This is a genomic window from Streptomyces sp. JLBJ103 (genome assembly GCF_058215575.1).
The window spans coordinates 8,054,216-8,078,494 of record NZ_CM177089.1; the positions used below are offsets into that span (position 1 = coordinate 8,054,216).

The 24,279-nt window shown below is 69.7% G+C and carries 2 protein-coding genes; both read left to right on the forward strand.

From position 1 onward, the window contains the following. Positions 1-5 precede the first annotated feature (5 nt). A complete protein-coding gene (locus tag AC4BEG_RS34415; protein ID WP_490703587.1) occupies positions 6-12,080 on the forward strand; it encodes an SDR family NAD(P)-dependent oxidoreductase in 12,075 nt (4,024 codons plus the stop codon). Positions 12,081-12,122: 42 nt separating this feature from the next. Beyond that, positions 12,123-24,272: an SDR family NAD(P)-dependent oxidoreductase gene (locus AC4BEG_RS34420; protein ID WP_490703588.1), complete on the forward strand. Its 12,150-nt coding sequence runs from the start codon at positions 12,123-12,125 to the stop codon at positions 24,270-24,272. Positions 24,273-24,279: the final 7 nt, after the last annotated feature.

The following is a 24,279-nucleotide window of genomic DNA, read 5'->3' on the forward strand; positions in this document are numbered from 1 at the left end:
AACTGATGTCGGGTACGGAAGAGAAGCTCCGCCAGTACCTCAAGCGTGTGACCGCCGACCTGGGGCAGACACGGCAGCGGCTGCGCGAGGTGGAGGAGCGGGCCCAGGAGCCGGTGGCCATCGTGAGCATGGCCTGCCGCTTCCCGGGCGGGATCGCCTCGCCCGAGGACCTGTGGCGGCTGGTCGCGTCGCGCGGCGACGCCATCGGCGACTTCCCCGCCGACCGGGGCTGGGACCTGGACGGCATCCACCATCCCGACCCCGACCACCCCGGCACCAGCTATGTCCGCCGCGGTGGATTCCTCGACCACGCCGACGGCTTCGACGCCACCTTCTTCGGCATCAGCCCACGGGAAGCCCTCGCGGCCGAACCGCAGCAGCGCCAACTCCTCGAAGTCTCCTGGGAACTGCTCGAACGCGCCGGTATCGACCCCCGCACGCTGAAAGCCACCCCCACCGGCGTCTACGCGGGCGCCGGCATCCTCGGCTTCGGCACCCCGCACATCGAGCAGAGCGCCGAAGGCTATCTCCTCACCGGCAACACCCTCAGCGTCCTCTCCGGCCGCGTCGCCTTCACCCTCGGCCTCGAAGGACCCGCCGTCACCGTGGACACCGCGTGCTCGTCGTCCCTCGTGGCCATGCACCTGGCCTGTCAGGCGCTGCGCCAGGGCGAATGCACCCTGGCCATGGCCGGCGGCGTGACCGTCATGACCACCCCCAACACCTTTGTGGAGTTCTCCCGCCAGCGCGGGCTGGCACCCGACGGCCGCTGCAAACCCTTCGCGGCAAGCGCGGACGGCACGGGCTTCTCGGAAGGTGTCGGCCTGGTGCTGCTGGAGCGGTTGTCCGACGCGCGGCGCAACGGTCACCAGGTGCTTGCCGTCATCCGTGGCTCGGCCATCAACCAGGACGGTGCGAGCAACGGACTGACCGCGCCGAACGGGCCCTCGCAGCAGCGTGTCATCCGGCAGGCCCTCGTCAACGCCCAGTTGTCCTCCGCCGAGGTGGACGCCGTGGAGGCTCACGGCACGGGCACCACGTTGGGCGATCCGATCGAGGCGGACGCGCTGATCGCCACCTACGGTCGGGACCGGCCGGAGGACCGGCCGTTGTGGCTGGGGTCGTTGAAGTCGAACATCGGTCATACGCAGGGTGCGGCGGGTGTGGCGGGTGTCATCAAGATGGTGATGGCGCTGCGCCATGGGTTGCTGCCCGCCACCCTCCATGTCGATGAGCCGACACCGCACGCGGACTGGAAGAGCGGTGCGGTGCGGCTGCTCACCGAGGAGGTGCCGTGGCCGCGCGATGAACGCCCGCGTCGGGCGGGAGTGTCCGCGTTCGGTATTTCCGGTACCAATGCGCATGTGATTGTGGAGGAGGCTCCTGGTAGGGGTGGGGTGGAGGGGCCTGTGCCGGGGGGTGGGGTGTGTGTTGGTGGGGTGGTTCCGTGGGTGGTGTCGGGGCGGAGTGTGGAGGCGTTGCGGGGGCAGGCGGGGGCGTTGGCGGGTTGGGTGTCGGGTGATGCTGGGTTGATGCCGGTGGATGTGGGTTGGTCGTTGGTGGTGGGGCGTTCGGTGTTTGAGCATCGTGCGGTGGTGTTGGGGGAGGATCGGGCTGGGTTGGTGGCGGGTGTGGGGGCTCTTGCGGTGGGTGGGTCGGATGCGGGGGTGGTGTGTTCTGGTGTTGGTGGTGTGGTGGTGGGTGGTGTGGGTCCGGTGTTGGTGTTTCCGGGGCAGGGTTCGCAGTGGGTGGGTATGGGTGCGGGGTTGTTGGGTGTGTCGTCGGTGTTTGCGGGGCGGGTGGCGGAGTGTGAGCGTGCGCTTGGGCCGTTTGTGGATTGGTCGTTGACGGAGGTGTTGCGGGGCGGCGAAGGGGCTGCTGATTTGGGTCGTGTGGATGTGGTGCAGCCGGTGTTGTGGGCGGTGATGGTGTCGTTGGCGGCGGTGTGGGAGGGGTTTGGGGTGCGGCCTGCTGCGGTGGTGGGTCATTCGCAGGGTGAGATTGCGGCGGCGGTGGTGGCGGGTGCGTTGTCGTTGGAGGATGGCGCGCGGGTTGTGGCGTTGCGGAGCCAGGCGTTGCGGAAGTTGGCTGGTGGCGGGGTGATGGCGTCGCTTGGTGTGGGGGAGGTCCGGGTTGCTCAGTTGCTGGGGGAACTCGGGGAGCAGGCTGCCGGTGTGGGTGTGGCGGCGGTCAATGGGCCTGTCTCGACGGTGGTGTCGGGTCCGCCGGGGCAGGTGGCGGCTGTGGTGGCGGCGTGTGAGGAGAGTGGTGAGCGGGCGCGGTTGATCGAAGTGGACTATGCCTCGCACGGTCCGCAGGTGGATGAGATCCACGATGAGCTGATGTGTGTGCTGGACGGCATTGAGCCGATCTCTGAGTCGGGGGTGGCGTTTTACTCGGCGGTGACCGGTGGCCGGGTCGATACGTTCTCGTTGGACGCGGGGTATTGGGTGCGGAATCTGCGGGAGCGGGTGCGGTTCAGTGACGCGGTCGAGGCGTTGTTGGTTGATGGTTATCGGGTGTTTGTCGAGGCGAGTACGCATCCGGTGTTGACGGTGGGGATGCAGGAGACGTTTGAGGCGGTGGATGTTGCGGCGGTGACGGTGCCGACGTTGCGGCGTGGTCAGGGTGGTCAGCGGCAGTTGGTGCAGTCGCTGGCCCAGGCGTTCACCGCTGGGGTGGAGGTGGACTGGACGGCACTGTTCCCTGCCGAGCCCCGGCCCCGGACCGTCGATCTGCCCACCTACGCCTTCCAGCACCAGCGCTTCTGGATGGCGGCTTCGGGCGGGCTCGGCGACCCCGGCGACCTCGGACTGGACTCCACCGAACACTCGCTACTGGGCGCCACCGTAGAACTGGCCGACGGCAGTACACATCTGCTCACCGGCCGTATCGCCCCGGGTGACGGAGACGGCTGGCTCGCCGAACATGTGGTGGCGGGCGCCGTACTGGCCCCGGGAGCGGCCCTGGTGGAGTGGGTACTCCGAGCGGCCGACGAGGTCGGCTGCGGGGGAATCGAGGAGTTGGCGCTCCAGGTGCCGCTGGTGCTGCCCGAGTCGAGCGGGCTGCGTATCCAGGTGGTGGTCGGCGTGGCGGACGACGACGGGCGGCGCGAAGTGCGGGTGTACTCCCGTCCCGATGGCGCCGGGACATGGGTATGCCATGCGGACGGTGTCCTGAGCCCGTCCCCTGAAGAGGCCGCCCCGCCGGAGCAGCTAGGAGGTGTCTGGCCCCCAGCAGGAGCGACCCCCGTAGATCTGGACGGGTTCTACGAACGCGCCGCGGCATCGGGCTACGCGTACGGACCGTCGTTCCAGGGGCTGCGCGCGGTGTGGCGCGACGGTACGGACGTCCTGGCCGAGGTGGCACTGCCCGAAGACGTGGGCAACGCGGACGGATTCGGTATCCACCCCGCGCTCCTGGACGCCGCACTGCATCCGGGCCTGCTCATCGCCGAATCCGAGCGGGAGCGGGACGATGGCCAGGTGTGGCTGCCGTTCGCGTGGAACGGCGTGTCCCTGTGGGCCGCCGGAGCGACCACCGTCAGGGTGCGGCTGACCCCTCAGCGGCAGAACGCGAAAGGCGAACGGGGGCTGCGGATGGTCGTGGCCGACGTCATGGGCGATCCAGTTCTGACGGTCGACTCGCTGGTGACGCGCCCGGCCTCGGTCAACCAGCTCCAGGCCGCAGGAAGGCGCGTCGGCGATGGCCTCTTCGCCCTGGAATGGACTCCCTTGCCGCGGGCCTCCGGGGCCATGGAGCCGATGAGCAACTGGGCGGTGCTGGACGCCGAAGGGCCGTATCCGGACCTGGACACGTTTGTCGCGACACTCGATGGCGACCAAGCCGTCCCGTCAGTGGTCTTCGCTGACCTGAAGCACCCTGGCGACGAGGACATGATGGCGGATGAGGGCCTCGCGCTGGTGGAACGGGCGTTGGGCCTGATTCAGGGCTGGCTGGCCGAACCGCGTTGTGCCGACGCCCGGCTGGTGCTGCTGACGCGGGGTGCTGTCGCGGCAGGTGCCCCCGCGACAACCGGCGTTGATGTGGTGGCCGCCGCGCTGTGGGGTCTGGTTCGCAGCGCACAGGCGGAGCACCCGGAACGCTTCGTCCTGCTCGACCTCGCCCCTGGGACCGATCTGGCGGAAGAGGGCGTGCGGAGCGCCGTCGGCCGCGCGGTCGAGCGGGATGAGACACAACTCGCGGTCAGGGACGGTGAGGCTCTGGTACCTCGCCTGGTCCGCGCCACCGTCGACGACGATGCGCGACAGGGCGTGTCCGCGGGGATCGATCCGGATGGCACCGTGCTCATCACGGGGGGCACCGGCACCCTGGGCGGGCTGGTGGCCGAGCATCTGGTGCGTTCGTGGCAGGTTCGGCATCTGGTGTTGGTGAGCCGTCGTGGTCCGGAGGCACCGGGTGCGGGGGAGTTGACTGCCCGACTGGAGGAGCTGGGTGCGCGGGTGCGCATCACCGCGGTGGACGTCACGGATGCGGGCGCGGTGGCGGAGCTGGTGGCCGGGGTCGATCCGGAGCATCCACTGACGGGGATCATCCATGCGGCGGGGCTGCTCGACGACGCGGTCATCACCTCGCAGACGCCGGAGCAGGTGGCGCGGGTGTGGGCGACGAAGGCCACGGCAGCGGCTCTTCTCCATGCCGCTACGGTGGATGTGCCGCTGGGCATGTTTGTGATGTTCTCGTCCGCGGCGGGAGTGGTGGGGAACGCGGGTCAGGCCGGGTACGCGGCCGCGAACGCGTTCATCGACGTCCTGGTCGCCCACCGTCGGTCCCGTGGGCTCCCGGGGCTGTCGGTGGCCTGGGGACTGTGGGCCCAGGCCAGCGCCATGACCGGGCACATGGGCCGAAGGGAGCTGACCCGGCTGCGTGGTATGCGGCCGCTCTCCTCCGAACGCGGACTTGCGCTGCTGGATGCCGCTTGCCGTCTGCCGCACCCCCTGGTGGTGGCTGTTGACCTGGATGTGGCGGGGTTGGTGGGTGGGGATGTGCCGGGTGTGTTGCGTGGGTTGGTGGGTGGTGGTCGGCGGCGGTTGGCTGCTGCTAGTGGTGAGGTGCCGGGGTTGGTGGGGCGTTTGGTGGGGTTGGATGTGGCGGGTCGGTTGAGTGTGGTGTTGGAGGTGGTGTGTGGTGCTGTGGCGGTGGTGTTGGGGTTTGGTGGTGGGGGTGAGGTGCGGGCTGAGGTGGCGTTCAAGGAGTTGGGTTTTGATTCTTTGACGGCGGTGGAGTTGCGTAATCGGTTGTCGGTGGCGACGGGTCTGCGTCTTCCGGCGACGATGGTGTTCGACTATCCGACTCCGCGTGTGCTGGCCGAGTATCTGTGCACCCGGCTGACCGGAGAGACAGGCGGTTCCAGTGCATCGGCGGTGTCGGCGGTGTCGGCAGAGTCGGATGAACCTGTGGCGATCGTCGCGATGACCTGCCGTTTCCCAGGCGGGGTGCGCTCTCCCGAGGGACTGTGGGAGCTGCTTGCCACGAGCGGCGAAGGCATCGGGGAATTCCCCACCGGTCGGGGCTGGGACCTGGACGCTCTCTTCCATCCCGACCCGGACCACTCCGGCACGTCCTACACCCGCAAGGGCGGCTTCCTCTACGACGCGGATGAGTTCGACGCGGGGTTCTTCGGGATCAATCCGCGGGAGGCATTGGCGACGGATCCGCAGCAGCGGCTGTTGCTGGAAGCGTCCTGGGAGGTTCTGGAGCGGGCCGGTATCGACCCGCTGTCCCTGAAGGGCAGTCCCACCGGCGTCTACGCGGGCGTCATGTATCACGACTACGCGGCCGGACTGAGCGGTGGTGACCCACGGCTGGAGGGTTACGCCATGCTCGCCAGCTCAGGCAGTGTGGTGTCGGGTCGGGTGGCGTATTCGCTGGGTCTTGAGGGACCGGCGGTGACGGTGGACACGGCGTGTTCGTCGTCTTTGGTGGCGATGCATTTGGCGGCGCAGTCGTTGCGTCGTGGTGAGTGCACGCTTGCTCTGGCTGGTGGGGTGACGGTGATGGCCACGCCTGATGTGTTCACCGGTTTTTCGCGTCAGCGTGGTCTGGCCCCTGATGGCCGCTGCAAGCCCTTCGCGGCGGCGGCGGATGGTACGGGCTGGGGCGAGGGTGTGGGGCTTTTGTTGCTGGAGCGGTTGTCGGATGCTCGGCGCAATGATCACCGGGTGTTGGCGGTGATTCGTGGTTCGGCGGTGAATCAGGATGGTGCGTCGAATGGTCTGACGGCGCCGAATGGTCCGTCGCAGCAGCGGGTGATTCGTCAGGCGTTGGCGAGTGCCCGGTTGTCTGCGTCGGAGGTGGATGCGGTGGAGGCGCATGGTACGGGGACGAGGTTGGGTGATCCGATTGAGGCGCAGGCGCTGTTGGCCACGTATGGGCAGGAGCGGTCGGGGGAGTGTCCGTTGTTGCTGGGGTCGGTCAAGTCGAATATTGGTCATACGCAGGCGGCTGCGGGTGTGGCGGGTGTGATCAAGATGGTGGAGGCGATGCGGCGTGGTGTGCTGCCCGCGTCGCTGCATATTGATGAGCCGACGCCGCATGTGGACTGGGGCAGTGGTGCGGTTCGGCTGCTGAGGGAGTCTGTGGAGTGGCCGCGGGCGGGTCGTCCGCGTCGGGCCGGTGTGTCCTCCTTCGGAGCCTCGGGCACCAATGCCCATCTGATCCTTGAACACGTCCCGGAGGAAACGGCATCGACGGTGGAGCCTACTGCCGGCCCGGCCGGGGTTGTTCCCTGGGTACTGTCCGCACGCAGCGCCGAGGCCCTGCGCGGCCAGGCCACCGCACTGGCGGCACAGCTGGAAACGGACCCCGAGGCGTCGGCGGCGGACGTCGGTTGGTCGCTCGTCACCACCCGATCGATTTTCGAGCACCGAGCGACGGTGTTCGGCGAGGAACGCGATGAACTGTCGGCAGCCCTGGAAGCCCTGGCCGCCGATGAAGCACATCCGTCGGTCGTACGTCCCGGGGCCGGGATCAGTACCGCCGGGAAGACCGTATGGATGTTCAGCGGCCAGGGGAGCCAGCGCCTGGGTATGGGAGCCGAACTGTACGACCGGTTCCCGGTGTTCGCCATGGCGTTCGACGAGGTCTGCGGGCTGCTCGACCCGCATCTCGAACACCCGCTGCGCGAGGCGGTTTTCACGGGCGTGGCCGATCGGCCCGAGCTGTTGGACCACACCACCTATGCGCAGGCAGGTCTGTTCGCCCTGCATATCGCACTGGCCCGGCTGCTGGCCTCCTTGGGGCAGACCCCGGATGTGGTGCTGGGCCACTCGATTGGGGAAATCGCCGCCGCTCATACGGCCGGAGTGTTCGACCTGGCGGACGCGTGCCGACTGGTCGCCGCCCGCGCCACCTTGATGGGACAGCTCCCGGCGGGCGGTGGCATGGCCTCGATCGCGGCCACCGCCGATGAACTCGCCGATGATCTCGCGGCGCACAACGGCCAGGTCGGCGTCGCCGCGCTGAACACTCCTGGCAGCACCGTCATCTCCGGACCTGTCGAACTCGTCGACCGCATCAGCGCCAACTGGGCGGCGAAGGGACGCAAGACGAAGACCCTCACGGTGAGCCATGCCTTCCACTCCCCGCTGATGGATTCCATCCTGGAGCCGTTCACCCAAGCCATCGAGGGGTTGACCTACCATCCGCCCACCATTCCGGTGCTGAGCAATCTCACCGGCGAGCCCGCCGACGAGCTGATCGCCACACCCGGCTACTGGGCTCGTCATATCCGGCAGCCGGTGCTGTTCCACCCCGCCGTCACTCACATCGCCCCCGAGACGGGTGTCTTCCTCGAACTCGGACCCGACCCGGTTCTGGCCTTCGCCACCCAGCACATCCTTCAACACACGTCAGAGGGTGGAGCCACGACGTCCTGTGCCGGGGATGCGGCGGCCGACGAGGGCCCCGGACCGCTCGTAGCGGCCACCCTCACCCGTAAGCGCCCCGATGACCATGCCCTCTTGCACACCCTCGCCCAGTTGCATGCCCACGGCCACGACGTCGACTGGACCCGCTGGTTCCCGGCCGATCCGGCGCCACGGACGGTGCATCTGCCCACCTATGCCTTCCAGCGGGAGCGCTACTGGCTCGCCGCCGGTGGCGGGGTCGGTGATGTGGCCGCCGCCGGATTGCAGCGCGTGGAGCATGCGCTGTTGCCCGCCGTGGTGGGGCTCGCCGACGGAGGGCTCGTGCTCACCGGCCGCATCTCGACCGGGGGCAGAGGCCGGTGGCTGGCCGAACATGTGATGGCGGGCGCCGTCCTGGTGCCCGGCGCTGCGCTCGTCGAGTGGGCCCTGCGCGCCGCGGATGAGGCGGGATGCGGTGGTGTGGAGGAGCTGGCGCTTCAGGTGCCACTGATCCTGCCCGCGTCGGGCGGGCTACGGATGCAGGTGGTGGTGGGCGCCGTCACCGAGGACGGGCGGCGCGATGTGCGGGTGTACTCCCGTCCCGACCGCGACACCCAACCCGGTACGGATGCCGGATGGGTGTGTCACGCAGACGGTGTGCTGAGCCCGCCGTCCCCCGGGAGCCCGCGGTCCCACGACGGCCCCGTGGAAGAGCTCGGCGCGGTGTGGCCTCCCGCGGGCGCCGAGCCCGTACGGCTGGACGGTTTCTACGAGCGGGTGGCGGCCTCGGGATATGCGTACGGGCCGTCGTTTCAGGGGCTGCGCGCGGTGTGGCGGGAGGGTCAGGACATGCTCGCCGAGGTGGCACTGCCCGAGCACGCGGGTGACGCGGACGGATTCGGTATCCACCCCGCACTGCTGGATGCCGCGCTCCATCCGGCGCTGCTTCTGGACCGGCCGGACGAGGAGCGGGACGACGCCCAGGTGTGGCTGCCGTTCGCCTGGAACGGTGTGTCGTTGTGGGCAACTGGCGCGACGACCGCACGCGTCCGGCTCTCTCCCCGTGAGGACGGTACCGACGGCGAACGCGGCCTGAGGGTGGTCGTGGCCGATGCCGTCGGCGGCCCCGTGCTGACGGTGGACGCACTGCTGATGCGCCCTGCCGATGTTGAGCAGTTGCGGTCGCCAGGCGCCCCCGACCTGGACGGACTGTTCACCGTGAACTGGACCCCACTGCCCATGCCGGAGGCGGACAACGACGCTCACGCGGCGGGACCGGAGACCGGCGACGGTGGTGACTGGGCGGAGCTGTGCGCCGACGACTGCGCACCGCTGCTCCCCGGGGCCGTACGCCATCCCCATCTCGAGGCGTTGACGGCCGCGCTCGACGGTGGCGCCCCCGCCCCATCAGTGGCCCTCGCGCAACTGTCGGACGCCGGCGGCACTCCGGCCGATGGTCTCGCCGTGACGGAGCGGGCCTTGGAGCTGGTGCGGGGCTGGCTGGCCGAACCGCGGCTGACGGATTCCCGCTTGGTGATCGTGACACGTGGCGCGACCCTCGTCACCGAGGCGGACACCCCCGGGAACGGACGAATGGTGGATGTCCCCGGAGCCGCGGTCTGCGGGCTGGTGCGCAGCGCACAGGCGGAGAACCCGGGGCGTTTCCTCCTGGTCGATCTGGACCCGGACCCTCTGGTAGTTCTGGACCCGGACCACGAGTCGCACGAGACACCGGCACGGAACGTGCTGAACGGCGTCATGTGCGCCGTGGAGATGGACGAGCCCCAGATCTCGGTGCGGGCCGGAGACGTGTGGGTGCCGCGGCTGATGCGCGCCGGTGGCCCGAGCAGCGGTGGGGTGACCGGCCCGGTCGGACACCCGGCGTGGCGGCTGGAGCTGATGGGCACGGCGACCGTGGACAACGTCAAGCCGGTGCCGTGCCCCGAGGTGCTGGAGCCCCCCGGTCCCGGGCAGGTGCGGGTGGCCGTGCACGCCGCTGGTGTCAACTTCCGCGACGCACTGATCAGTCTGGGCATGGTCCCTGGTCAGACCGGACTCGGTGGCGAAGGCGCCGGTGTGGTGGTGGCCATCGGCCCGGACGTCACCGATGTCGCGGTGGGCGACCGGGTCATGGGCGTCTTCGACCGCGCCTTCGGCCCGTGGGCGGTGACCGACGTCCGTATGGTGGCGCCCATCGCGACCGGCTGGAGTTTCCAGCAGGCGGCCGCGGTGCCGGTGGTGTTTCTGACGGCCTGGTACGGGCTGGTGGAGCTGGGTGGTATCGGTGCGGGTGAGTCGGTGCTGATCCATGCCGCGGCTGGTGGTGTGGGGATGGCGGCGGTGCGGATCGCTCGTCATCTGGGTGTGGAGATCTATGCCACCGCGAGTCCCGGGAAGCATCCGGTGCTGGAGGCGATGGGTATCGACGCCGCTCACCGTGCCTCTTCGCGTGATCTGGACTTCGAGGACAGCGTGCGGGAGGCGACCGGTGGTCGTGGTGTGGATGTGGTGCTCAACAGCCTGGCCGGGGAGTTCATCGACGCCTCACTGCGTTTGCTGGCCGACGGCGGACGTTTCCTGGAGATGGGCAAGACCGACATCCGCGACCCGGAACACATCGCAACCACCCACCCGGATGTGAGCTATCGGGTCTACGACCTGATCGCGGACGCCGGACCGGATCTCATCGGCCGGATGCTGGGTGAGTTGGGCCGGTTGTTCGAGGCCGGGGTGCTGGAGCCGCTTCCGGTGCGGTCCTGGCCGTTGAGCCGTGCCCGGGAGGCGTTGCGGTGTCTGAGCCAGGCCCAGCACACCGGCAAACTGGTGCTGGACGTCCCAGCGCCGGTGGACCCCGATGGCACCGTCCTCATCACCGGTGGCACCGGCACCCTGGGCGGGCTGGTCGCCGAACATCTCGTCCGGACGCGGCAGACCCGCCATCTGACGCTCGTGAGCCGACGTGGCCCGGATGCCCCCGGCGCGTCCGAACTGGCCGCACGTCTCGAAGTGTTGGGTGCCGGGGTACGGATCGTCGCCGCCGACGTCACCGACGCCACGGCGGTGGCGGAGCTGGTGGCGGACATCGACCCGGCACATCCACTGACGGGAGTGATTCACGCGGCGGGTGTTCTGGACGACGCGGTGGTCACCTCACAGACCCCGGAGCGGCTGGCGCGGGTGTGGGCGGCCAAGGCCACGGCGGCCGCCCATCTGCACGCCGCGACGGCGCATCTGCGGTTGGGCATGTTCGTGATGTTCTCGTCGGCGGCCGGGGTGATGGGCAGTCCCGGGCAGGCCAACTACGCGGCGGCCAACGCCTTCTGCGACGCCCTGGCCGCCCACCGCCAGGCCGAAGGACTGCCCGCGGTGTCCGTGGCATGGGGCCTCTGGGCCGAGTCCAGTGACATGACCGGCAATCTCACCGAAGCCGACCTGGCCCGGATGTCCCGCTCGGGCGCCACCCCGATGTCCAGCGAACGTGCGCTGGGGCTGCTCGACGCCGCTGTGGAACACGGCGGCCACCAGCTGATCGCGGCGGATATGAACGTACGGGCCCTGGCCGCCCAGCCCGCCGAGAGCCTGCCCGCCCCACTCCGCGCCCTCGCCGCCATGAGTGTCAGTGGCCCGGCCGGGCGGCGTACGGCGACCGCCGCCGATGTGCGCCCGGCGGACTGGTCCGGACGGCTCGCGGGGCTGTCCGCGGACGAACGCCATCGGGCCGTGCTCCAACTGGTCCGTGGTCATGTGGCGGCGGTGCTCGGACATGCCGACGCCGAAGCGGTGCAGGCGGACGCCAACTTCAAGGAGCTCGGCTTCGACTCCCTGACCGCCGTCGAACTGCGCAACCGCCTCTCCGCCGCCACCGGCCTGCGACTGCCCGCCGCCCTCGTCTTCGACTATCCGGAGGCGCGCGTCGTAGCCGACTACCTGCTGGAGCGCATCGCCCCCGCGGACGGTGGCTCGGCGGGTCCGGACCGTGTTGATCCCGTCCTCAACGAGCTGGCCAGGCTGGAAGCCACGCTGGTAGGCCTTGACGTGGCGGACGACGCCTCGGTGACGGTCACGGCGCGCCTGGAGAGCCTGCTGGCGAAGTGGAAGGCGACACGTAATCCGGCAGGAACCGCGGAGGAGAAAACCGCGGCGGAGAGGCTGGAGTCCGCGTCCGCGGCCCAGGTTCTCGACTTTATCGACAACGAACTTGGTGTGTCCTGAATGTGCCGGGCGCGACGATCGCTGAAGGCCGGGTGAACCCTCATGGTGAGCGTGAACGAAGAGAAGCTGGTCGAGTATCTCAAGCGTGTGTCCGCGGATCTGCACGATACGCGACTGCGTCTGCGTGAGGCGGAGGAGCGATCCCAGGAGCCGGTGGCCATCGTGAGCATGGCCTGCCGATTCCCGGGGGGAGTGGACACCCCGGAAGCACTGTGGCGCTTGGTCGCCGACCGTGTGGACGCGATCACCGACTTCCCGACCAACCGCGGCTGGGACCTCGACGGCCTCTACCACCCGGACCCGGACCACCCCGGCACCACCTATGTCCGCCGCGGCGGATTCCTCGATGGGGCCGACCAGTTCGACCCTCAGTTCTTCGGTATCAGCCCGCGCGAGGCCCTGGCGACCAGCCCACAGCAGCGACTGCTGCTGGAAACCGCCTGGGAGGCATGTGAGCGCGCGGGTATCGACCCGCTGTCCCTCAAGGGCTCCCCGACCGGTGTCTACGCCGGAACGGCGACCACAGGCGGGGCCTCCACGGGTGACTCGCACGAGGGCGGCGAGGGATACGCGGGCAACGCCCCGAGCCTCCTGTCCGGCCGGGTGTCCTACACCTTGGGTCTGGAGGGACCCGCCGTCACCGTCGAGACGGCTTGCTCGTCTTCGCTGGTTGCGCTGCACCTGGCCTGCCAGGCGCTACGGCAGGGCGAATGCACCCTCGCACTCGCCGGCGGGGTGACGGTCATGACCACCCCCGAAGTGTTCACCGGCTTCTCCCGGCAGCGCGGACTCTCCCCGGACGGACGCTGCAAGGCGTTCGCGGCCACCGCGGACGGTACGGGTTGGGGCGAAGGCGTCGGCCTGGTGCTGCTGGAGCGGTTGTCCGACGCGCGGCGCAACGGTCACCAGGTGCTTGCCGTCATCCGTGGCTCGGCCATCAACCAGGACGGTGCGAGCAACGGATTCACCGCGCCGAACGGGCCCTCGCAGCAGCGTGTCATCCGGCAGGCCCTGGCCAGTGCCCGGCTCGCCCCCACCGAAGTGGACGCGGTCGAAGCACATGGCACGGGCACCAGGCTGGGCGATCCGATCGAGGCGGACGCGCTGATCGCCACCTACGGCCGGGACCGGCCGGAAGACCGGCCGTTGTGGCTGGGGTCGTTGAAGTCGAACATCGGTCATACGCAGGGTGCGGCGGGTGTGGCGGGTGTCATCAAGATGGTGATGGCGCTGCGCCATGGGTTGCTGCCCGCGACCTTGCACATCGATGAGGTCACCCCGCATGTGGAGTGGGACGGTGGTGGAGTACGACCGCTGTCCGAAGCGGTCGCTTGGTCCACTGGCGATCGGCCGCGTCGGGCGGGAGTGTCCTCCTTCGGTATTTCCGGTACCAATGCGCATGTGATTGTGGAGGAGGCTCCTGGTAGGGGTGGGGTGGAGGGGCCTGTGCCGGGGGGTGGGGTGTGTGTTGGTGGGGTGGTTCCGTGGGTGGTGTCGGGGCGGAGTGTGGAGGCGTTGCGGGGGCAGGCGGGGGCGTTGGCGGGTTGGGTGTCGGGTGATGCTGGGTTGATGCCGGTGGATGTGGGTTGGTCGTTGGTGGTGGGGCGTTCGGTGTTTGAGCATCGTGCGGTGGTGTTGGGGGAGGATCGGGCTGGGTTGGTGGCGGGTGTGGGGGCTCTTGCGGTGGGTGGGTCGGATGCGGGGGTGGTGTGTTCTGGTGTTGGTGGTGTGGTGGTGGGTGGTGTGGGTCCGGTGTTGGTGTTTCCGGGGCAGGGTTCGCAGTGGGTGGGTATGGGTGCGGGGTTGTTGGGTGTGTCGTCGGTGTTTGCGGGGCGGGTGGCGGAGTGTGAGCGTGCGCTTGGGCCGTTTGTGGATTGGTCGTTGACGGAGGTGTTGCGGGGCGGCGAAGGGGCTGCTGATTTGGGTCGTGTGGATGTGGTGCAGCCGGTGTTGTGGGCGGTGATGGTGTCGTTGGCGGCGGTGTGGGAGGGGTTTGGGGTGCGGCCTGCTGCGGTGGTGGGTCATTCGCAGGGTGAGATTGCGGCGGCGGTGGTGGCGGGTGCGTTGTCGTTGGAGGATGGCGCGCGGGTTGTGGCGTTGCGGAGCCAGGCGTTGCGGAAGTTGGCTGGTGGCGGGGCGATGGCGTCGCTTGGTGTGGGGGAGGTCCGGGTTGCTCAGTTGCTGGGGGAACTCGGGGAGCAGGCTGCCGGTGTGGGTGTGGCGGCGGTCAATGGGCCTGTCTCGACGGTGGTGTCGGGTCCGCCGGGGCAGGTGGCGGCTGTGGTGGCGGCGTGTGAGGAGAGTGGTGAGCGGGCGCGGTTGATCGAAGTGGACTATGCCTCGCACGGTCCGCAGGTGGATGAGATCCACGATGAGCTGATGTGTGTGCTGGACGGCATTGAGCCGATCTCTGAGTCGGGGGTGGCGTTTTACTCGGCGGTGACCGGTGGCCGGGTCGATACGTTCTCGTTGGACGCGGGGTATTGGGTGCGGAATCTGCGGGAGCGGGTGCGGTTCAGTGACGCGGTCGAGGCGTTGTTGGTTGATGGTTATCGGGTGTTTGTCGAGGCGAGTACGCATCCGGTGTTGACGGTGGGGATGCAGGAGACGTTTGAGGTGGTGGATGTTGCGGCGGTGACGGTGCCGACGTTGCGGCGTGGTCAGGGTGGTCAGCGGCAGTTGGTGCAGTCGCTGGCCCAGGCGTTCACCGCTGGGGTGGAGGTGGACTGGACGGCACTGTTCCCTGCCGAGCCCCGGCCCCGGACCGTCGATCTGCCCACCTACGCCTTCCAGCGTCGGCGTTTCTGGGCCACCTCCGTGGACGGAATGGGCGATGTGGGAGCTGCCGGATTGCAGCGGGTGGAGCATGCGCTGTTGCCCGCTGCGGTAGGGCTCGTCGACGGTGGATTGGTGCTCACCGGACGACTCTCGGCTGGCGGCGGCCATCAATGGCTGAACGAGCACGCGGTGGCGGGCACCGTACTGGTGCCGGGCGCGGCACTGGTGGAGTGGGCTCTGCGCGCGGCCGATGAGGCGGGGTGCGGTGGACTGGAGGAACTGACGCTCCAGATCCCCCTTGTCCTCGCCGAGACGGGCGGGCTCCGCGTCCAGGTGGTCGTGGGCGAGGCCGCCGAGGACGGGCGACGTGAGGTGGGGATGTACTCCCGCCCCGACCGGGATGCCGAGCCTGGTGCCGACGCGGGGTGGGTGTGCCATGCCGAAGGTGTGCTGAGTCCGCCGTCCCCGGGGATGCGGCCGGAGGCCCTGGGCGAGGTGTGGCCGCCCGCCGGTGCGGAGTCCGTGAGCGTCGACGGCATCTATGAACGTGCCGTGGCCTCTGGATATGCCTACGGGCCATCGTTCCAGGGGCTGCGAGCGGTGTGGCGTGACGGTGCGGATGTGCTCGCCGAAATCGCCTTGCCCGAGGCCGCCGGAGACCACGCCGGATTCGGCATCCATCCGGCGCTGCTGGACGCCGCCCTGCATCCCGTGTTCCTGGCGGATCGATCGGCCACCGCCGGTGCTCCGGACGACGACGAGCGGCTGTGGCTGCCGTTCGCGTGGAACGGTGTGTCCTTGTGGGCGGCCGAAGCGACCACGATCAGGGTCCGGATCTCTCCTCGCGGGAACGGCGCCGATGGTGAGCGCGGGCTGCGCGTCGTGGTCGCCGATGCCGCTGGCGAGCCCGTACTGACCGTCGATTCCTTGACCATGCGCCCGGCCGACGCCGGACAACTGCGGGCCGTGAGCGGACGGGACAAGGATGGGTTGCTCACCCTGGAGTGGATTCCCTTCCCGGCCGAGGCGGCGGCCCAGGGAAGCACTGATGAGGGAACCTGGGTGGTGTTGGGGCGGGCCACCGGCTCGGGGGGTTCAGGTGTCGTAAGCCACCCGGATCTGGACGCGTTGATCGCCGCTATTGAGGATGGTGTTGCTCCGCCATCCGTGGTCATGACCTACCTGTCGTCCGCCGTCGACCCGAGTGGCATGGATGCCGCCGCCTGGGCGGCTGATGGATTGACCGCCGTCGAGCGGGTGTTGGAGCTGGTGCAGGGCTGGCTGTCCGAGCCGCGGTTGGCCGACGCCCGGCTGGTGGTGGTGACCCGGGGCGCGGTCGATGCCCGCGGCGGTGAGAGCGTGTCATCGTCCGGTGCCGATGAGCTGGATGTGGCCGCGGCGGGGGTCTGGGGGCTGCTGCGAAGTGCCCAGGCCGAGAACCCGGACCGTTTCCTGCTTCTCGACCTCGACCGTGACCTCGACCACGACTGTGACGTTGCCGTTGACCCGCCTGACATCGCTGACGGCGGCGTGGTCGACACCGTGGCCCGCGCTCTGCGGATGGACGAGTCGCAAATCGCCTTGCGCGGCGGGCAACTGCTGGTGCCCCGGCTGAAGCGCGCTCGTGGCACCGAAGGTGAAGAGCCGGACGTAGCGGAGCTGGAGAACACTCCCGGTGCGCTGGACCCGGACGGCACCGTGCTGATCACCGGTGGCACGGGGCTACTGGGTGGTCTGGTGGCCGAGCATCTGGTGCGTTCGTGGCAGGTTCGGCATCTGGTGTTGGTGAGCCGTCGTGGTCCGGAGGCGCCGGGTGCGGGGGAGTTGGCCGCCCGGCTGGAAGAGCTGGGCGCGCGCGTGCGTATCACCGCGGTGGATGCGACGGATGCGGTCGCGGTGGCGGAGCTGGTGGCCGGGGCCGATCCGAAGCATCCACTGACCGGTGTTGTCCATGCGGCGGGGGTCCTGGACGATGCGGTGATCACCTCGCAGACGCCGGAGCAGGTGGCGCGGGTCTGGGCGGCGAAGGCGACCGTCGCGGCTCATCTGCATGCCGCGACGGCGGATCTGCGGCTGGGCATGTTCGTGATGTTCTCGTCGGCCGCCGGAGTGGTGGGGAACGCGGGTCAGGCCGGGTACGCGGCCGCGAACGCGTTCATCGACGTCCTGGTCGCCCACCGTCGGTCCCGTGGGCTCCCGGGGCTGTCGGTGGCCTGGGGGCTGTGGGACCAGGCCAGCGCCATGACCGGGCACATGGGCCGAAGGGAGCTGACCCGGCTGCGTGGTATGCGGCCGCTCTCCTCCGAACGCGGACTTGCGCTGCTGGATGCCGCTTGCCGTCTGCCGCACCCCCTGGTGGTGGCTGTTGACCTGGATGTGGCGGGGTTGGTGGGTGGGGATGTGCCGGGTGTGTTGCGTGGGTTGGTGGGTGGTGGTCGGCGGCGGTTGGCTGCTGCTAGTGGTGAGGTGCCGGGGTTGGTGGGGCGTTTGGTTGGGTTGGATGTGGCGGGTCGGTTGAGTGTGGTGTTGGAGGTGGTGTGTGGTGCTGTGGCGGTGGTGTTGGGGTTTGGTGGTGGGGGTGAGGTGCGGGCTGAGGTGGCGTTCAAGGAGTTGGGTTTTGATTCTTTGACGGCGGTGGAGTTGCGTAATCGGTTGTCGGTGGCGACGGGTCTGCGTCTTCCGGCGACGATGGTGTTCGACTATCCGACTCCGCGTGTGCTGGCCGAGTATCTCTGCACCCGGCTGACGGGAGAGAGCAGCGGGACGAACACTCCTGTACTGGCCGTGTCCGACTCCGACGAGCCGGTAGCCATCATCGGCATGACCTGCCGATTCCCCGGTGACGCCAACTCCCCGGAAGAACTCTGGGACCTGGTCGCTTCCGGTCGGGACGTCATCGGGGACTTTCCGTCCGACCGGGGCTGGGACCTGGACCGTCTCTTCCATCCCGACCCGGATCACCCCGGCACGAGCTACTCCGACCAGGGTGCCTTCGTCCATGCCGCGGATGAGTTCGACGCGGGGTTCTTCGGGATCAATCCGCGGGAGGCGTTGGCGACGGATCCGCAGCAGCGGCTGTTGCTGGAGGCGTCGTGGGAGGTTCTGGAGCGAGCCGGTATCGACCCGCTGTCCCTGAAGGGCAGCCCCACCGGCGTCTACGCCGGCGTCATGTACCACGACTACGCGGCCGGACTGAGCAGCGGAACAGATGCGAAGCTCGAGGGCTATGCGATGCTCGCTGGTTCGGGGAGCGTGGTGTCGGGTCGGGTGGCGTATTCGCTGGGTCTTGAGGGACCGGCGGTGACGGTGGACACGGCGTGTTCGTCGTCTTTGGTGGCGATGCATTTGGCGGCGCAGTCGTTGCGTCGTGGTGAGTGCACGCTTGCTCTGGCTGGTGGGGTGACGGTGATGGCCACGCCTGATGTGTTCACCGGTTTTTCGCGTCAGCGTGGTCTGGCCCCTGATGGCCGCTGCAAGCCCTTCGCGGCGGCGGCGGATGGTACGGGCTGGGGCGAGGGTGTGGGGCTTTTGTTGCTGGAGCGGTTGTCGGATGCTCGGCGTCATGGTCGTCGGGTGTTGGCGGTGATTCGTGGTTCGGCGGTGAATCAGGATGGTGCGTCGAATGGTCTGACGGCGCCGAATGGTCCGTCGCAGCAGCGGGTGATTCGTCAGGCGTTGGCGAGTGCCCGGTTGTCTGCGTCGGAGGTGGATGCGGTGGAGGCGCATGGTACGGGGACGAGGTTGGGTGATCCGATTGAGGCGCAGGCGCTGTTGGCCACGTATGGGCAGGAGCGGTCGGGGGAGTGTCCGTTGTTGCTGGGGTCGGTCAAGTCGAATATTGGTCATACGCAGGCGGCTGCGGGTGTGGCGGGTGTGATCAAGATGGTGGAGGCGATGCGGCGTGGTGTGCTGCCCGCGTCGCTGCATATTGATGAGCCGACGCCGCATGTGGACTGGGGCAGTGGTGCGGTTCGGCTGCTGAGGGAGTCTGTGGAGTGGCCGCGGGCGGGTCGTCCGCGTCGGGCCGGTGTGTCCTCCTTCGGAGCCTCGGGCACCAATGCCCATCTGATCCTTGAACACGTCCCGGAGGAAACGGCATCGACGGTGGAGCCTACTGCCGGCCCGGCCGGGGTTGTTCCCTGGGTACTGTCCGCACGCAGCGCCGAGGCCCTGCGCGGCCAGGCCACAGCGCTCGCGGCACAGCTGGCGAAAGACGCCGAGACGACACCCGCCGAGATCGGCTGGTCGCTGATCACAACGCGTTCGCTGTTCGAGCACCGCGCGGTGGTCATGGGCGAGGGCCGTGATGATCTGATCGCCGCGATGCGAGCACTGGCGACCGGTGAGCCGGATGCGGGCCCTGTGTTGTCCGGCGCCGCCCTGAACACGAGCGATACACGTCCGGTGTTGGTGTTCCCGGGGCAGGGTTCGCAGTGGGTGGGTATGGGTGCGGGTCTGCTGGATGCGTCGCCGGTGTTTGCTGCGCGGGTGGCCGAGTGTGAGTGTGCGCTTGCTCCGTATGTGGACTGGTCGTTGACGGAGGTGCTGCGGGGTTCCGAGGGTGCCGCTGATCTGGGTCGTGTTGATGTGGTGCAGCCGGTGTTGTGGGCGGTGATGGTGTCGTTGGCGGCGGTCTGGGCCGGACACGGTGTGCGGCCCGCTGCGGTGGTGGGCCATAGTCAAGGCGAGATCGCGGCGGCGGTGGTGGCGGGTGCGCTGTCGTTGGAGGATGGTGCGAAGGTTGTGGCCCTGCGCAGTCGGGTGCTACGGCGGCTGGCCGGTGGCGGCGCCATGGCGTCCCTCGGCGTGGGCCACGACCAGGCCGCCGAGCTGCTCGCCGGACTGGGCGACCAGGCGGCCGATGTCGGGGTGGCGGCTGTCAACGGACCGGTGTCCACGGTCATTTCGGGCCCACTTGAGCAGGTCGCCCGTACCGTGGCCATATGCCAGGGGAACGGTGACCGGGCTCGGCTGATCGAGGTGGACTACGCCTCGCACGGCCCCCAGGTCGATACCCTGCGCGACGAGCTGATGCGCGTCCTGGACGGCGTCAGCCCCGTCGGCGACGGCGTAGGCCCCGTCGGCACATCCGGTTCGGGAACCGCGTTCTACTCGACGGTGACCGGCGGGCCGGTTGACACCGCCACCCTGGGCACCGCGTACTGGGTGACCAATCTGCGGGAGCGGGTACGGTTCGCTGACACGATCGAGGCGCTGCTGACCAGTGGTCACCGGGTGTTCATCGAGGCGAGCACGCATCCGGTCCTGACGCTCGGGATGCAGGAAACCTTTGAACAGACGGGCGTTGAGGCGGTGACGGTACCGACGCTGCGCCGCGACCACGGTGGTCGGGAGCAGCTGGTGCGGTCGCTCGGCCAGGCGTTCATCGCGGGGATCGACGTCGACTGGACCTCCCTCTACCCCACCTCTCCGCCGCCGCGCGTGGTGGAACTGCCCACCTACGCCTTCCAGCGCGAGCGGTACTGGCTCGACAGCCGCGGAGGCACGGCAGGCGACCCCTCCGATCTGGGGCTGACCTCTGCCGGACACCCGCTGCTGGGCGCCGCCGTGGAACTCGCCGACGGCAGCGGTCATGTGCTGACCGGCCGGATCTCCGCACGTGCGCACGCCTGGCTCGGCGACCATGTGGTGGCGGGCACGGTGCTGGTGCCGGGGGCGGCCCTGGCCGAGTGGATGCTGCGCGCTGCCGACGAGGTCGGCTGCGGCGGTGTGGAGGAGCTGACGCTCCAACTCCCATTGCGGCTACCGGAGTCGGGCGGCGCGCTGCGGGTGCAGGTGGTCGTTGGCACGAGCGGGGACGACGGTCGCCGTGATGTACAGATCTACTCGCGCCCCGAGGACACCACCGTGAACGCCGGATGGGTCTGCCATGCGGAGGGTGTGCTGAGCCCGCCCGCCGACGGTGCGCACGAGGCATCGGGCCTGGACGCGGTGTGGCCACCGGCAGACGCGCGCCGGCTGGACGTGGCGGGCTTCTACGAGCGGGTGGCGGCCTCGGGGTACGCGTACGGGCCGTCCTTCCAGGGGCTGCGCGCCGCTTGGCGGGACGGTGAGGATGTGCTCGCCGAGGTGGCACTCCCCGAAACCGCGGGCGATCAGGCGGGATTCGGTATCCACCCGGCGCTGCTGGACGCCGCACTGCACCCCGCCCTGCTCATCGGCCAACTCGACACCACGGACACCGAGCCCGCAGACAGCCGGGTGTGGTTGCCGTTCGCGTGGAACGGTGTGGCGCTGTGGGCGGCCGAGGCGACGACTGTGCGGGTCCGGCTCACACCCCATCCGCAGACCGCGGAGGGCGAGCGTGGACTGCGGATGACCATGGCCGATGCCGTCGGTGCGCCGGTGCTGACGGTCGAGTCGGTGGCCATGCGGCCCGCGAGTGTGGACCAGCTGCGTACGGCGAAGGCACACCGCACGGACGGCCTGTTCACCGTCGGCTGGACTCCTATGCCGCTCGAACCAGGGGCTGCGGACCCCGCGGTGGCCGAGGGCGCCGACTGGGCCGTTCTGGGCGGTGCGGGCCATCCGGACCTGGCAGCGCTGACCACGGCGCTCGACGAGGGCGAGCCCGTCCCATCGGTGGTTCTCGCCGACGTTTTATCCAGCGACCCGGCCCCGGGAACCGACCCGTTGGGGGACACCGGAGCCGACGCCGAGAGGGCGGCGGCCGAGGGTCTGGCGCTCGCGGAGCGTACGTTGGAGCTGGTGCAGTGCTGGCTGGCCGAGCCGCGGCTGACCGACGCCCGGCTGGTGGTGCTGACGCGCGGCGCGGTCGCGGTGCACGGCGCCGAGGGCAACCCGTCCACCGGGGCCCGTACGAACGTGGCGGCCGCGGCCGTATGGGGCCTGGTCCGCAGCGCACAGTCGGAGAACCCCGGGCGGTTCGTCCTGGCCGACATCGACCACGGCCACCACCACGGCCCCGGCGTCGACGGCAGCCGTATGAGCCACGACAGCGTACGTGCCGCCGTGACACGGGCTGTGGCGGCGGACGAACCCCAACTGGCGGTGCGCGCGGGGCGGGTCCTGGTGCCACGTCTCGTCCGTGCCGGTGCCGGTGGCGCCGGGCTGGTCGGCCCGGTACGGCAGCCGGCGGCCTGGCGGCTGGACACCGCGGGTACCGCGACGCTGGAGAACGTGGCCCCGGTGGCGTGCCCCGAGGTGCTGGAGCCCCTGGAAGCGGGGCAGGTGCGTATCGCCGTTCACGCTGCCGGTGTCAACTTCCGTGATGTGCTGGTGAGTCTGGGCATGGTGCCGGGACAGACCGGCCTCGGCGGGGAGGGCGCCGGTGTGGTGGTGGCCGTCGGCCCGGATGTCACCGATGTCGCGGTGGGCGACCGGGTCATGGGCGTCCTCGACCAGTCGTTCGGCCCCCTGGCGGTCACGGACGCGCGGCTGGTGGCGCCGATCCCGGACGGCTGGAGTTTCCAGCAGGCGGCCGCCGCCCCGGTGGCGTATCTGACCGCCTGGTACGGGCTGGTCGAGCTGGGCGGCCTCAGGACGGGTGAATCGGTGCTCATCCACGCTGCCACCGGTGGTGTGGGAACGGCGGCCGTGTGGATCGCCCGTCATCTGGGCGCGGAGATCTACGCCACCGCCGCCCCCGGCAAGCATCCGGTGCTGGAGTCCATGGGCATCGACGCCGCACACCGGGCCTCCTCCCGCGACCTGGACTTCGAGGACGTCCTGCGCGAAGCCACTGGCGGACGTGGTGTGGATGTGGTGCTCAACAGCCTCACCGGAGAGTTCATCGACGCCTCGCTGCGACTGCTCGCCGACCGCGGCCGGCTGCTGGAGATGGGCAAGACCGACATCCGCGATCCGGAGCACATCGCCGCCCGCCACCCGGGTGTGACGTATCAGGTCTACGACCTGATCACCGGTGCGGGCCCGGACCTCATCCACCGGATGTGGCACACGTTGACCCAGCTGTTCGACCGCGGGGTGCTGGACCCGCTTCCGGTGCGGTCCTGGCCGCTGAGCCGGGCGCGGGACGCCCTGCGCTGTCTGAGTCAGGCCAAGCACACCGGCAAGCTGGTGCTGGAGGTGCCCGCCCCGGTGGACCCCGACGGCACCGTACTCATCACCGGTGGCACCGGCACCCTGGGCGGTCTCGTCGCCGAACACCTCGTCCGGGGCTGGAACATGAGCCATCTGCTCCTGGTGAGCCGCCGTGGCCCCGACGCGCCCGGCGCGAAGGAACAGGCGGCCCGGCTCGAGGAGCTCGGCGCCGACGTACGGATCGTCGCCGCCGACGTCACCGACGCCACCGCCGTCAACCGCCTCGTCGCGGACATCGACCCGGCACATCCGCTGACCGGAGTGATCCACGCGGCGGGTGTTCTGGACGATGCCGTGGTCACCTCACAGACCCCGGGACGGCTCGCGCGGGTGTGGGCCACCAAGGCCACCGCCGCCGCCCACCTCCACGCCGCCACCGCACATCTGCGGCTCGGCATGTTCGTGATGTTCTCGTCGGCGGCCGGGGTGATGGGCAGCCCCGGGCAGGCCAACTACGCGGCGGCCAACGCCTTCTGTGACGCCCTCGCCGCTCACCGCCAGGCCAGTGGCCTGTCCGGAGTGTCCGTGGCATGGGGACTGTGGGCCGACACCAGCGGTATGACCGGCCACCTCGCCGAGGCCGACCTCGCCCGGATGGCCCGCTCCGGGATCGCGGCGATGCCCGGCGAACAGGCGCTGGAGCTGCTGGACGCCGCCTGCTGGCACGGCGATCCCCAGCCCGCCGCGGTCCAACTGGATGTACGCGCCCTGGCCTCCCGGCCCGCGGGCGCCCTGCCCGCTCTGCTCCGCACCCTGACCGCCGGCGGCACGGCCACCCGGCGTACCGCCGCCACAGGCCGGCCAGCCGCCGGTCTGGTCAGCCGCCTCGCCACCCTTCCGCCGGACGAGCAGCACCACGTCCTGCTCACCCTCGTCCGCACCCAGGCGGCCGCCGTCCTGGGCCACAGCGATATGCAAGCGGTGTCCGGCGACACCCCGTTCAAGGACATGGGATTCGACTCGCTGACCGCCGTCGAACTGCGCAACCGGCTCTCCGCGGACACCGGACTGCGCCTGCCCGCCACCTTCGTGTTCCGGCACCCCACACCGTCGGCCATCGCCGGGGAGCTGCGCGAGAAGCTGTGCCCCGAACAGGAGGCCGCCCCGGCGCCCGGCTTCGGCGAACTGGAGCAGCTGGAGGCGGTGTTGGCGGATTACGCCCCCGACGAGGAGGCGCGCGCCAGGCTGGCCAAACGGCTGGAGACATTGCTGTGGCGGCTGACCGACGGCTCCGCCGAAACCGCCGGGCACACCGTGGACGACGGTGCCCTCGAGTCCGCGTCGGACGACGAGTTGTTCGAGTTTATCGACAGGGAACTGCCCTCTTGACCGCGAG

What these genes read in the sequence shown, in the direction of transcription:
- AC4BEG_RS34415 (WP_490703587.1), top strand. Translation starts at nt 6, where the DNA reads ATGTCGGGTACGGAAGAGAAGCTCCGCCAGTACCTCAAGCGTGTGACC.
- AC4BEG_RS34420 (WP_490703588.1), top strand. Translation starts at nt 12,123, where the DNA reads ATGGTGAGCGTGAACGAAGAGAAGCTGGTCGAGTATCTCAAGCGTGTG.